The organism is Martinezella sp. CNPSo 3959 (assembly GCF_057784355.1).
Window position 1 is genome coordinate 49,359 of the sequence record NZ_JBXSOV010000011.1, and the last position, 12,673, is coordinate 62,031.

Annotated in this window: 15 protein-coding genes; 11 read left to right on the top strand and 4 right to left on the bottom strand. The window is 61.0% G+C overall.

Annotation, left to right across the window (positions count from 1 at the left end; translation table 11 throughout):
* Positions 1–182: 182 nt before the first annotated feature.
* From paaA to AC13RE_RS21095, 9 genes are all read left to right on the top strand, one after another.
* Positions 183–1,187, top strand: coding sequence for a 1,2-phenylacetyl-CoA epoxidase subunit PaaA (paaA, locus tag AC13RE_RS21055; protein WP_488564356.1), 1,005 nt, complete (start codon positions 183–185; stop codon positions 1,185–1,187).
* Between the two features lie 30 nt (positions 1,188–1,217).
* A complete protein-coding gene (gene paaB, locus AC13RE_RS21060) occupies positions 1,218–1,502 on the top strand; it encodes a 1,2-phenylacetyl-CoA epoxidase subunit PaaB (protein ID WP_069061017.1) in 285 nt (94 codons plus the stop codon).
* Positions 1,502–2,284: a 1,2-phenylacetyl-CoA epoxidase subunit PaaC gene (paaC, locus tag AC13RE_RS21065; RefSeq protein WP_488564357.1), complete on the top strand. Its 783-nt coding sequence runs from the start codon at positions 1,502–1,504 to the stop codon at positions 2,282–2,284. The genes paaB and paaC overlap by 1 nt, the downstream gene beginning before the upstream one ends.
* A 9-nt stretch (positions 2,285–2,293) precedes the next feature.
* The gene (paaD, locus tag AC13RE_RS21070) at positions 2,294–2,818 is read left to right on the top strand and encodes a 1,2-phenylacetyl-CoA epoxidase subunit PaaD (protein ID WP_488564358.1); all 525 of its coding nucleotides are present in this window, start codon (positions 2,294–2,296) and stop codon (positions 2,816–2,818) included.
* 19 nt (positions 2,819–2,837) lie between these two features.
* Positions 2,838–3,914 carry a 1,2-phenylacetyl-CoA epoxidase subunit PaaE gene (gene paaE, locus AC13RE_RS21075; RefSeq protein WP_488564359.1) on the top strand — a complete coding sequence of 359 codons (1,077 nt, stop codon included), beginning with the start codon at positions 2,838–2,840 and terminating at the stop codon, positions 3,912–3,914.
* A 28-nt stretch (positions 3,915–3,942) separates the two neighbouring features.
* A complete protein-coding gene (locus AC13RE_RS21080; protein ID WP_488564360.1) occupies positions 3,943–4,698 on the top strand; it encodes a Phenylacetic acid catabolic protein in 756 nt (251 codons plus the stop codon).
* A 66-nt stretch (positions 4,699–4,764) separates the two neighbouring features.
* Positions 4,765–6,822: a phenylacetic acid degradation bifunctional protein PaaZ gene (gene paaZ / locus AC13RE_RS21085; RefSeq protein ID WP_488564361.1), complete on the top strand. Its 2,058-nt coding sequence runs from the start codon at positions 4,765–4,767 to the stop codon at positions 6,820–6,822.
* 4 nt (positions 6,823–6,826) lie between these two features.
* Positions 6,827–7,345 carry an acyl-CoA thioesterase gene (locus AC13RE_RS21090; protein ID WP_015342513.1) on the top strand — a complete coding sequence of 173 codons (519 nt, stop codon included), beginning with the start codon at positions 6,827–6,829 and terminating at the stop codon, positions 7,343–7,345.
* Positions 7,346–7,960, top strand: coding sequence for a phenylacetic acid degradation protein PaaY (locus AC13RE_RS21095; protein ID WP_488564362.1), 615 nt, complete (start codon positions 7,346–7,348; stop codon positions 7,958–7,960).
* Between the two features lie 20 nt (positions 7,961–7,980).
* Here AC13RE_RS21095 and AC13RE_RS21100 read toward each other — a convergent pair whose 3' ends face one another.
* From AC13RE_RS21100 to paaG, 4 genes are all read right to left on the bottom strand, one after another.
* On the bottom strand, positions 7,981–8,577 hold the full coding sequence (locus tag AC13RE_RS21100; protein ID WP_488564363.1) for a TetR/AcrR family transcriptional regulator: 597 nt from the start codon (positions 8,575–8,577) through the stop codon (positions 7,981–7,983).
* A gap of 102 nt (positions 8,578–8,679) precedes the next feature.
* Complete coding sequence (gene paaK, locus AC13RE_RS21105; RefSeq protein WP_488564364.1) at positions 8,680–9,990, bottom strand: phenylacetate--CoA ligase PaaK; 1,311 nt, start codon at positions 9,988–9,990, stop codon at positions 8,680–8,682.
* A gap of 43 nt (positions 9,991–10,033) precedes the next feature.
* Positions 10,034–10,477 (bottom strand): hydroxyphenylacetyl-CoA thioesterase PaaI, encoded by a 444-nt coding sequence (gene paaI / locus AC13RE_RS21110; protein ID WP_488564365.1) that lies wholly within the window; start codon positions 10,475–10,477, stop codon positions 10,034–10,036.
* Positions 10,474–11,262, bottom strand: coding sequence for a 2-(1,2-epoxy-1,2-dihydrophenyl)acetyl-CoA isomerase PaaG (gene paaG, locus AC13RE_RS21115; protein ID WP_488564366.1), 789 nt, complete (start codon positions 11,260–11,262; stop codon positions 10,474–10,476). The genes paaI and paaG overlap by 4 nt, the downstream gene beginning before the upstream one ends.
* Positions 11,263–11,585: 323 nt before the next feature.
* Here paaG and AC13RE_RS21120 point away from each other — a divergent pair, with 323 nt between their 5' ends.
* Both AC13RE_RS21120 and AC13RE_RS21125 read left to right on the top strand, forming a co-directional pair.
* Positions 11,586–12,056 (top strand): MEKHLA domain-containing protein, encoded by a 471-nt coding sequence (locus tag AC13RE_RS21120; protein WP_488482438.1) that lies wholly within the window; start codon positions 11,586–11,588, stop codon positions 12,054–12,056.
* A 242-nt stretch (positions 12,057–12,298) separates the two neighbouring features.
* Positions 12,299–12,445 carry a DUF1127 domain-containing protein gene (locus AC13RE_RS21125; RefSeq protein WP_112337003.1) on the top strand — a complete coding sequence of 49 codons (147 nt, stop codon included), beginning with the start codon at positions 12,299–12,301 and terminating at the stop codon, positions 12,443–12,445.
* Positions 12,446–12,673 lie beyond the last annotated feature (228 nt).

Here is a 12,673-nt window from a genome sequence, read left to right on the forward strand (position 1 = left end):
ATACAATGACCGATCGGTCGGTTAATGCGTTTGCCCCGGATCGCTGTTTCGTGGAGGAGAACGAGAAACAGGCTTATACTGGCGATGCCGTGAAGCGTCAGCTTGACTGAAGTCTTCAAGGCGACTGCAGGCTTGCGATCATTCTCGATCGCGCGGGAGGCGCGAAGACGGAGGAAAGATCAATGTATGCACAGATGGTGAAAACCGATGGCGCCCGCGTTCGTTCCCTCGACGAGATGGACCCGCAGGAGCGCGCCTTTCAGGAGCGCGTCGATACCGGCCAGAAGATCGAGCCGAAGGAATGGATGCCGGAGGGGTATCGCAAGACACTGATCCGCCAGATCAGCCAGCACGCCCATTCGGAAATCGTCGGCCAGCTGCCGGAGGGCAACTGGATCACCCGCGCGCCGACGCTGGAACGCAAGGCGATCCTGCTTGCCAAGGTGCAGGACGAAGCCGGCCATGGCCTCTATCTCTATTGTGCCGCCGAGACGCTCGGCATCAGCCGCGACGAGATGTATGAGCAGCTGCATTCCGGCAAGGCCAAATATTCCTCCATCTTTAACTATCCGACGCTGACCTGGGCCGATATCGGCGCGATCGGCTGGCTCGTCGATGGCGCGGCCATTATGAACCAGGTTCCGTTGCAGCGCTGTTCCTACGGCCCCTACGCGCGGGCGATGGTGCGCATCTGCAAGGAAGAGAGCTTCCATCAGCGCCAGGGTTTCGACATCCTGATGAAAATGGTGAAGGGCACGCCGGCACAGAAGGCCATGGTGCAGGATGCGCTGAACCGCTGGTGGTGGCCGTCGCTGATGATGTTTGGCCCTTCGGACGACGCCTCCGTGCATTCGGCCCAATCGATGGCCTGGAAGATCAAGCAGAATTCCAATGACGAACTGCGGCAGAAATTCGTCGACCAGACCGTGCCGCAGGCTGAATATCTCGGCCTGACCGTTCCCGATCCGGATCTCAAATGGAACGAGGATAAGGGCGGCTACGATTTCGGCGAGCCGGACTGGGAGGAATTCTTCAACGTCATCGCCGGCAATGGTCCCTGCAATGCGGAGCGGCTGAATGCCCGCAAACAGGCCTGGGACGATGGCGCGTGGTTTCGCGACGGCCTGACGGCGCATGCCGAGAAGGCTGCCGAGCGTCGCGCCGCTGCAAAGGTCGCCGCCGAATAAGGCGGGCGGAATAGTCAGGGAGTGAGAAACATGTCGAGCGAATGGCCGCTTTGGGAAGTCTTCATTCGTGGTCAGCACGGCCTCAACCATCGCCATGTCGGCAGCCTGCATGCGCCCGATGCCGAGATGGCGATCAACAACGCACGCGATGTCTATACCCGCCGCAACGAGGGCGTCAGCATTTGGGTCGTGCGGTCTTCCGAGATCACCGCCAGCGCCCCTTCGGAGAAGGGACCGCTCTTCGATCCCTCTAATTCGAAGGTCTATCGTCACCCAACCTTCTTCGATATTCCCGATGAAGTGGGGCACATGTGATGGCGACCGCTACCCTTGAGCCGGCGGTCGATCAGGCCGCTCTCTTCGAATTTCTCCTGCGCATCGGCGATAACTCGCTGATCCTCGGCCACCGCGTTTCCGAATGGTGCGGCCGCGGGCCGGCGCTGGAGGAGGATATCGCGCTTGCCAATACAGCGCTCGACCTCATCGGCCAGACACAGCTCTGGCTCGCTCTGGCGGGCGAGGTGGAAGGCAAGGGCCGTTCGGCCGATGATCTCGCCTATCTGCGCGATGGTTTCGAGTTCCGCAATATCCTGCTCGTCGAACGCCCCAACGGCGATTTCGGCAAGACGCTGATGCGGCAATTCCTCTTTGATGCCTGGCACTATCTGTTGCTGAAAGCTTTGAAGGGTTCGGCCGACCGGCGCATCGCCGAAATCGTGGAAAAGGCTTTCAAGGAAGTCTCCTATCATCTCGACCGCAGCCGAGACCTGATCATTCGCCTTGGCGACGGCACGGCGGAAAGCCATCGCCGTATGCAGGAGGCTCTCGACGATCTCTGGGCCTTCACGGGCGAAATGTTCGTGGGCGATGCCGCCGATGCGTCCCTGGCACAGGCCGGCGTGATCCCGGAACCGCAAAGCCTCAAGGCGGGCTGGGACGAGATCGTTTCCGATGCGCTCGCCGAAGCGACGCTCGACTGCCCGATGGATGGCTACATGCACAAGGGCGGCCGGCGCGGCGTTCACACCGAGCATCTCGGCTATCTCCTGGCCGAGATGCAGTTCCTGCAGCGCGCCTATCCGGGCGCGACCTGGTAGGGGGCGCAAATGGCGACTGCGCTGCATCCTTCGGTCGATGAAATCTGGCACTGGCTGTCGGAGGTGCCGGACCCCGAGATACCGGTGATTTCGTTGACCGATCTCGGCATCATCCGCGACGTCGGCTGGCAGGGTGATACGCTTGTCGTCACGGTGACGCCGACCTATTCGGGCTGCCCCGCCACGACGGTAATCAATCTCGATATCGAACGGGCACTGGCCGAAAAGGGCATCGACCGGGTACGCCTCGAGCGGCAGCTGTCGCCCGCCTGGACGACGGATTGGATCAGTATAGAGGGACGCGAGAAGCTGCGCGCTTACGGCATCGCTCCACCGATCGATGGCACGGCAGCCGACGGCATCTTGATGAAGCGCATCGATCTGCTTTCCAGCCGCTCGAACCTTGTGATCGCCTGTCCGCGCTGCGGATCGACGAACACGGAAAAGATCAGCCAGTTCGGCTCGACGCCGTGCAAGGCGAGCTATCGCTGCACCGAGTGTCTCGAGCCGTTCGATTATTTCAAGTGCATTTGACCTAACGAGGCCCGCATCCATGGCACGTTTCCATCCCCTGACCGTCACCGATGTTCGCCGCGAGACGCGCGATGCTGTTGTCGTCACGCTTGCGCCAGCCGAGGAGGATCGGGCCGTCTTTGATTTCACGCAAGGCCAGTATCTCACATTCCGCCGCCAGTTCGATGACGAGGAGTTGCGCCGCTCCTATTCGATCTGCGCGGGGAAGGACGAGGGCGTGCTGAAGGTCGGCGTCAAGCGCGTGGATGGCGGCTGTTTCTCGACCTGGATCAATGAAAACCTGAAAGCCGGCGACACGTTGGAAGCCATGCCGCCGATGGGAGCCTTCTTCACCGCGATCGAGCCGGAAGTAGCTAAGCATTATCTCGGCTTTGCCGGCGGCAGCGGCATCACACCGGTTCTTTCGATCATTAAGACCGTGCTGGCGCGCGAGCCGTGCTCGGTCTTCACGCTAGTCTATGCCAACAGGCAGATCAGCTCGATCATGTTCCGCGAAGAGCTGGACGACTTAAAGAATCTCTATCTCGGCCGTCTGTCGGTGCTGCACATTCTCGAAAGCGAAGCGCAGGAGATCGATCTTTTTACGGGACGGATCGATGCGGAGAAGTGCAAGGCGCTCTTCAAGAGCTGGATAGACATCAAGTCGGTTGCGACAGCCTTCATCTGCGGTCCTGAGCCGATGATGCTGGCGATCGCGGCGGCTTTGCGCGAACACGGCATGGGCGACGACCAGATCAAGTTCGAGCTTTTTGCCTCCGCACAGCCCGGCCGCTTGCGGCGCAAGGTGGAAAGTGGCGCCGCTGCCGATCATGAAACCAGCTGCGAGGCGACGGTCACGCTCGATGGCGCGACGCGCATCTTCAAGTTCCCGAAGCACGGCCAGTGCCTGCTCGATGCCGCGCTCGAAAACGCGATGGATGTTCCCTACGCCTGCAAGGCCGGTGTTTGCTCCACCTGCCGGGCCAAGATTCTTGAGGGCGAGGTCGAGATGGAGGTTAACCACGCGCTCGAGGATTACGAGGTGCGCCAGGGCTATGTGCTGACCTGTCAGTGCTATCCGCTCACCGACCGCATCGTCGTCAGCTACGACCAGTAGGCGCGCGCGCATCGAAGGGAGGAACAAGATGTCCGAGACGATGCCGATCGAGCAATATCTGCAGGAGGGCGGCATGCTGTCCTCCCCCGATAACGCGCCTCCGCGCTATCGCGGCGAGCTCTTGCGTCTGATGGCGAGCTTCGTCGATAGCGAACTGGCGGGTTCCGCTGGCTTCGCCGATATCATCAACGATGCGCCAGGGATTCAGGAGCGCATTTCCGCCGCGCGCATCGTGCTGGAAAAGACCGATCATGCCGGCCAGGTCCTGGAGATCATGGAGACCTTCGGGGTCGATGGCGGCCGCTATGCTGTCCACCATCCCTGGGCGGCGCGGCTTTCCCGCGATGCCGATATCGGCGCGATCAGGCAAGGCAGCGACATGCGGCTCTCCGTCTTTCACTATCCGCTCGAAGGCTGGGTGGATGCGGTCGTCATGAACGTACTGATGGGTGCTGCCAGCGTCGTACAGCTGAGGGAGCTGGCGCGCGTTTCCTACCAGCCGCTGGCCGAGGTCTTCCGCGCCATCCTGCCGCGCGAAAAACGACATGCTGAACTCGGCGCTGCCGGCCTCGCCCGTATCGTCGCCGATGATGAGGGACGGGCGAAGGCACGGGCTTCGGTTGCCTACTGGTATCCCCGCGTTGCCGCGAGCTTCGGTCACGCCGGCTCGGCACGCTTCGAAACATTGTCGCGCTTCGGCCTGCGCCATCAGCCCAACGAAACTTTGCTAGCCGAATGGCAGGCCGAGGTTGATGCGCAGCTCTCTACGCTCGGATTGAATTGATCAGTTCGGGAGATGTCTGGCGGTTTTCCGCTCGGATCGCCGGAAAGATGAAGGAAGGAAATTCGGATGAATATCATGGCAAATCAGCCGCGCCGGCTTGAAAGCTATGTCGGGGGCAACTGGGTCGCCGGCGCCAGAGAAGGCGTGCCGCTGCTTGACGCATCGACCGGCGTGCCCGTCGCGTCTATCGATTCCTCCGGTATCGATTTCAAGCAGATATTGGCCTATGGCCGCGACAAGGGGGGGCCGGCGCTGCGGCGGATGTCCTTCCATGAGCGCGCCGCAATGCTGAAGGCGCTTGGGCAGGCGCTGCTTGAGAGGAAGGAAGAATTCTACGCGCTTTCGACTGCGACCGGCGCCACGCGTGCGGACAGCTGGATCGACATCGAAGGTGGTATCGGAACCTTGTTGTCCTACGCCTCCAAGGGCCGTCGCGAGCTGCCGAATGCGCGTGTGCTACTCGATGGCGATGCGGAGCAGCTCTCCAAGGATCAGAGTTTTTCCGCACAACATATCCTAAGTCCGCTGCAGGGCGTCGCCGTTCACATCAATGCTTTCAACTTCCCCTGCTGGGGCATGCTGGAAAAAATCGCGCCGACCTTGCTTGCCGGCGTTCCCGCCATCGTCAAGCCGGCAAGCCAGACGGCCTACCTCACCGAACTCATGGTTCGCCGCATCATCGAAATCGGCCTGCTGCCGGAAGGTGCGCTGCAGCTCGTCTGCGGTTCGGTCGGTGACCTCCTCGATCATGTCGAGGGCCAGGATGTGGTGACCTTCACCGGCTCGGCGGCGACCGGCCAGCGTCTCAAGACGCGCAAGGCGATTATCGAAAATTCCGTACGTTTCACGATGGAGGCCGATAGCCTCAATGCTGCGGTCCTCGGGCTCGACGCGGCCCCCGGCACGGAAGAGTTCGACCTCTTCGTCAAGGAGGTCGCGCGCGAGATGACAGTCAAGGCCGGGCAGAAGTGCACGGCCATCCGCCGCGTCATTGCACCCCGCTCCTATAGCGAAGCGCTCATTGCGGCCTTGAACGATCGCCTCGGCAAGACGGCGATCGGCAATCCGGCCGATGAGACGGTTCGCATGGGACCGCTTGCGAGCCTCGGCCAGCGCGAGGAGGTGCGGGCGCGCATCCGGGATCTTGCTGCCGATGCCGAGATCGTCGGCGGCGATCCCGATAATCCGCATATCATGTCCGGTAATGCGAGCGCCGGCGCCTTCCTCAATCCGGTCCTGCTCTATTGCGACAAGCCGGGCTCGGCGCGTGCCATTCACGATGTCGAGGCCTTCGGCCCGGTCAGCACCGTCATGCCCTATGATACGGCGGAAGAGGCCGTCGATCTGGCGCGGCGCGGCAAGGGCAGTCTCGTTGCTTCCGTCTTCACGAACGATCCTCATTTCGCCGAGGAGGTCGTTCTTGGTCTCGCACCATTCCACGGTCGTGTGATGATCGGCAACCGCTCAAGCGCCAAGAGCTCCACCGGTCATGGTTCACCGCTGCCGGGCCTCGTTCACGGCGGCCCCGGCCGTGCCGGCGGCGGTGAGGAGCTCGGCGGTATACGCGGCGTGAAGCACTATATGCAGCGCACCGCAGTCCAGGGCACTCCGCGTCTGCTCTCGGCCGTGACGGGGCGGTGGATGGATGGCGCGGACGCCCGCACCGGCGGCGAGCACCCCTTCCGCAAGTCGCTCGCCGAGCTCAAAATCGGCGACCAACTCATAACCGCGAAGCGCACGGTGACACTCGACGATATCGAGCATTTCGCCAATTTCACCGGCGACACCTTCTACGCCCACATGGACGAGGAGGCGGCCAAGGCTAATCCGTTCTTCGAGGGACGCGTGGCGCATGGCTATCTCGTCGTCTCTTTCGCCGCCGGCCTCTTCGTCGATCCGGCTCCCGGCCCTGTTCTCGCAAATTATGGGGTCGACAATCTGCGCTTCCTGACACCGGTCAATCCGGGTGATACGCTCCAGGTGCAATTGACCTGCAAGGAGATCAATCCCCGCATCAATGCCGAGCATGGCGAGGTGCGCTGGGATTGCAAGGTAACGAACCAGCTGGATGCCGTCGTCGCACAATATGAGGTGCTGACGATGGTGGCGAAAACGAGAGAGTGAGCGCATGACGACGACCGAGCAAGACCCGCACCGCCTGGAAATGACCGTGCTGATGACGCCCGATATGGCGAATTTCAGCGGCAAGGTGCATGGTGGCGCACTTCTGAACCTGCTCGACCGTGTCGCCTTCTCCTGTGCGTCGCGCTATTCCAAGCAATATGCGGTAACGCTGTCGGTCGATCAGGTGCTGTTCAAGGAGCCGATCAATGTCGGCGAACTTGTCACCTTCCGCGCCTCGATCAATGATACCGGCCGCACCTCCATGGAAGTCGGCATAAGAGTGGAAGCGGAAAATATCCGCTCCGGCGATCGCCGCCATACCAATTCCTGTTATTTCACCATGGTCGCCGTCGATGAGGCCGGTCGCCCGGTCCGCGTGCCGGAACTGGTGCCAGTCACGCCGGTTGATATCCGCCGGCACAAGGCCGCCCAGCTTCGCCGCACCTTGCGTCGCGAGTTCGCGCAACGGATGGAGGCTGTGGCCGAAACCGGTCGCGATGTGGAAGGTTTGGGAGCCGACTGAATGGCGCAGATCTATTCCTATGACGGCGTGATCCCGGTCATCGATCCCTTAGCCTTCGTGCATCCGGCCGCAACCGTCATCGGAGACGTTATCATTGGCCCCGCCTGCTATGTCGGGCCGGGTGCCGTGCTGCGCGGCGATTTTGGGCGTATCGTGCTCGAGCGTGGCTCGAATGTGCAGGAGACTTGCGTCGTGCACAGCTTCCCGAATCTGGAAGTGACGATCGGCGAGGCGGGGCACATCGGCCATGGCGCCGTGCTGCACGGCTGCCGCATCGGCGCCAATGCCATGGTCGGCATGAATGCCGTCATCATGGACGAAGCCGTCATCGGTGAAAACGCCATCGTTGCGGCCATGGCCTTCGTCAAGGCCGGAGCCGAAATCCCGGCAAACAGTCTCGCCGTGGGAGCGCCGGCTCGCGTGGTTCGTGAGTTGACGCCGGAAGAGATCGCATGGAAGCGCCAGGGCACCGCGATCTATCAACGGTTGGCGCTGGAGGCGAAGGAGAAGCTGGTGGCCGTCGAGCCGCTGACAGCACCCGAGCCGGATCGCCGCCGCATCCGCGCGCCGGAATATGATCCGCTTGTCCTTGAAAGGATGAAACTCGGCGACTGAGCGACCGCGTCAGCGGCGTCTCAACGGACAGCCTTGACCCCTTCGAGGATGAGAGTGGTGGCGATATCGGCATATTCGTCGCGGGTGATTGGCCCGTGGGGCCGGAACCACATATAGACCCAGTTCATCATGCCGAAGAGCGACATGGTGACCGGCATTAGCAACGGCCTGTTCTTGTTGAGGTCCGGGTTGAGATCCTCGATGACGATGGAGAAGCGCCGGACGATGCGCCGCTCGATCGTCCGCAATTCCGCCAGCTGCTCCTGCGACAGGGCATGCGTGCCGTTCAGCTGTACCTTGTGCTCGTTGTCGGCGCCCTCATAGTTCTTCAGCACTGCTTTCACCAGCAGGCGCAGCCGCTCCTGTGGTGTCACGTCTGTGCGGTCTGCTGCTTCGATCGCGCCCTCCAGCTCCATCAGATGCGTTTGCACGATGTCGAAGATCAGCGCGTCCTTGCCGGAATAGTAGTGATAGAGCAGGGCTTTCGAGACGTTACCGTGCGAAGCGATCATCGACATGGACGCTTTTTCCATGCCCACCTCGGCGAAAACAGCCGCGGCACTCGCCAAGATGCCACGCTGCTTTTCCTCGAAATCAACTGCGCGCGTGCGTGCCATATGATCCTGCTTTGCTCATTCCCGATTAACTTGACCGTGCCTTGCGGCCGATCCTCCCCATATACAATCAAATGCTTGCCAGGCTATCCCACCAGATGCCGATCATTCTTTCGGACGGTTGTCCACGATGCGTTTGGCCTTGCCTTCCGATCGTGCAACGCCGCCTGGAGAGTGCACCATGACCTTCGTCGAGACACCGACGATGTTCTTGATGTGGTGGGTAAGTTCCCTTGCCGAAACATTTCGCGCCGTTTCGTCCGCCGCCTCCACCGTGCACTCCACATGAACGGTCATGTCGTCCATGCGGCCGGAGCGTGTTAGTTCGATCTGGAAGTGCGGCGCAAGCCCGCGGCATTTGAGGATCTGCTCCTCGATCTGCGTCGGAAAGACGTTGACGCCGCGCAGGATCATCATGTCGTCGGAGCGTCCGGTTATCTTTTCCATGCGGCGCATGGAGCGGGCGGTGCCTGGCAGCAACCGCGTCAGGTCGCGCGTCCGGTAGCGGATGATCGGCAGGCCTTCCTTGGTCAGCGTCGTGAACACCAGCTCGCCGAGTTCGCCGTCTGGCAAGACCGCGCCGGTGACCGGGTCGATGATCTCCGGATAGAAGTGATCCTCCCAGATGTGCAGCCCGTCCTTGCTCTCGACGCATTCGCTGGCGACGCCCGGACCCATGACCTCCGAGAGGCCGTAAATGTCGACAGCGTGCATATCGAAGGCGTGCTCGATTTCCTCGCGCATGGCATTGGTCCACGGCTCTGCCCCGAAGATCCCGACGGCGAGCGAACTTTCTCTGGGGTTGAGGCCCTGGCGGCGGAATTCGTCGAGGATCGAGAGCATATAGGAAGGCGTCACCATGATGATGCGCGGCTTGAAATCCTGTATCAGCGCCACCTGCCGTTCCGTCATGCCGCCCGATACAGGGACCACCGTGCAGCCAAGCTTCTCCGCACCGTAATGCGCGCCGAGGCCGCCGGTGAACAGGCCATAGCCGTAGGCGATATGCACGAGATCACCCGCCCGGCCGCCGGAGGCGCGGATCGAGCGGGCAACGAGGCTCGCCCAGGTATCAACGTCCCTGGCGGTATAGCCGACGACGGTCGGCTTGCCTGTCGTGCCGGAGGAGGCATGGATACGGGCAAGCCTTTCGCGCGGGACGGCAAACATGCCGAAAGGATAGGTGTCGCGAAGATCTTTCTTGGTCGTGAAAGGAAATTTGGTGATGTCCGATAAGGTCTTGAGATCGGAGGGATGCACGCCCAGCTCGTCGAAACGCCTTTTATAGAAGGGTGAGTTCTCATAGGCATGGGTGAGCGTCCATTTCATGCGCTCGAGCTGCAGCGCGGAAATCTCGTCGCGGGAGGTAGTTTCGATTGCTTCAAGCTCACCCGCACGCGGCGAAAGGTTTTCCATCAATGTCTCCTCCAGAAAAGCCGGTACTTCCGGCGCGCGAATTCTATTCCGGCAAAAGTGCGCCCTTGACGGTTCGCGAGTGGCCACGGAATTCCGCAATCTGCTCGCCATGCTGATTGGCAATCGCGACATCGTAGATGCCGCCTCGTCCTCGGCGCGACACCTCCCGCGCCGTCGCCGTCAGCCGGTCACCATTGAAAGCTGGCGCAATAAAGGTCACCGAACAGTGCTGGGCGACGGTGCGCTGGTTGTAGCTATTGCAGGCGAACGCGAAGGCGGAGTCGGCGAGCGTGAAGATGTAGCCGCCATGACAGGTGCCGTGACCGTTGGTCATGGTCGCCGCAACGGTCATGGCGATGGTCGCTTCGCCGGGTGCGACGGACACAAGCTCCATGCCGAGATGACGGGTGGCGTTGTCTTCGTCCCACATGGCTCTCGCGCAGGCTTCCGCCCGCACCTGCGGCGAAAGGCTCTCCGCGGCGCTCATTTGCCCTTGAACTCCGGCTTGCGTTTTTCCAGGAAGGCGGTGACGCCCTCGGCATAGTCGGCGCTGCGGCCGGCTTCGCGCTGCAGGTCGCGCTCGAGATCGAGCTGCTGGTCGAGCGAATTCGTCGCCGCCGCCTGAATGGCACGCTTCGTCAGGCCGAGGCCTTTCGTCGGGCCGGCGGCGAGCCTGGTGGCAAGCGCCGTTGCCTCATCCATCAGCTTGTCATCGTCCACCACTCGCCAGATCAGGCCCCAGCTGGCGGCTGTTTCCGCATCGAGCGGTTCGGCCGTCAGCGTTAATGCCTTGGCGCGTGCCTCGCCGATAAGCCGAGGCAGGTTCCAGGTGCCGCCGGAATCCGGCACCAGGCCGATTTTCGCGAAAGCCTGGATGAAGCGGGCCGAGCGTGCTGCAAACGTGATGTCGCAGGCAAAGGCGATGTTGGCGCCGGCGCCGGCTGCCACACCGTTGACAGCGCAGACGACCGGCTTTTCCAGGCTGCGGATGAGGCGGAGCAGCGGATTGTAGAAGATCTCGATCGTATGGCCAAGGTCGGGAGTGCCCTTGCGCGGGTCGCGATCGCCAAGGTCCTGGCCGGCCGAGAAGCCGCGTCCGGCGCCCGTCAATAGAACTGCGCGGACATCTGCATCCCGATGCGCGCGTTCGAAGCCGGCACGCAGGGCACGATGCATGTCTTCATTAAAGGAATTGAGTTTGTCGGGTCGATTGAGCGTAAGCGTCAAGACGCCGTCGGCAAACGCCGACAGAACGGTGCCGGATTCAGACATGTTTCCTCCCCGTCGCCGTTCCCGCGGCGACCGTGTAACTCTTGCATAAACCGACCGGTCAATCAATTATAAAAGCAATGATAAGATAATGGCCGGCAGATCGCGACGAAGTGGCTCTGCGTCGTGCAACGGACGATGCAGCCGGCGAGCGGCCGCAACGAGGTTGGTGGCACTCACTTCTATCAGTTACCTCCTCGGAAACTATAGTTTCGTGGAAAGGTTGATAACGGATGCTCGTGTCTTCCCGCTTGCCCTGCTTTTGATATTTATCGCGATTTGATAGGTATCGCTTCGGTCGACGCCATGATTGCGGGAAAAAACAGATGACTGACAGGCCTGAAAGCAATGTCGTCGATTTATCGGTTGACGAAGCCTTTTTCGAACTTCTGACCGGCAGTTTTCAACGCATCGTCGGCCGTCCACTCGTCAATGCGCAAGCAGGGCCTGCCTGGCTCTATAATGAGGCACCTTTCGTGGTCCTTGCCCACAACACGGATGCCGATCCGCGTTTCGTCTACGCCAACAAGGCTGCTCAGAATTGCTTCGAATATCCCTGGGATGAGTTCGTGACGCTTCCCTCGCGACTTTCAGCGGAGCTTCCCAACCGTACGGAGCGTCAGCAACTGCTGGATGCGGTGACGCGCAACGGTTTCATCTCCGACTATCGCGGCCTGAGGATTGCAAAATCCGGACGGCGGTTCTGGATTGAGGAGGGTATCGTCTGGCAGCTCGTGGATCGCGAAGGCAATTTGCGCGGGCAGGCTGCGACATTTTCCAAATGGAAAGACGCATAGGCCCGCGACTACTGGCGTCAGGGCATAATGCCGCATATCGGCGACAGGCGGCGATGTCGTAGCAGCGCGCCATCAATTGTTCCCGAATGTGAGACAGCTCCCTTAATTCGTGGCGTATGGGCATTGGCCGCTGCCGTTGTGATGAGCCTTGCAAAAGCAGCATGGCTATCCTGCAGGCATGTGCATTTTATTTAGGCGGGTAAATGCCTATCTCTTGCGCGAAAACAAAGGAGATGGCAAAAATGAAAGTATTAGAGAAGATTAAGCGCTTTAGCGAACAGCGCAGAGCAATGCGCGAGCTTTCCGCCCTGGACGATCATGTTCTTCGTGATCTCGGCATTTCCCGCTCGCATATTCCGTTCGCCGTCAAGGGAGCTCGCGGCAACTAAACCTTCTTTTCGTGCGCATACCCTTAAGGTATGCGCCGCCGCAGGAGCTATTGGGCCAGTGCCGTCGCTAGCTTTCTGCGACAAAGTCATAGCCGATAGAGGCCGCGCGTAGCGTCATTGATCGCCTCCAACCTGACGATCGGCACAATTGTCCTGCTGCTATTCTGTCGGATAGTATGACGAAGATTTAGGCTGCTTGATCGCAGCTGTCCCTCGCGCCCCGTTTCG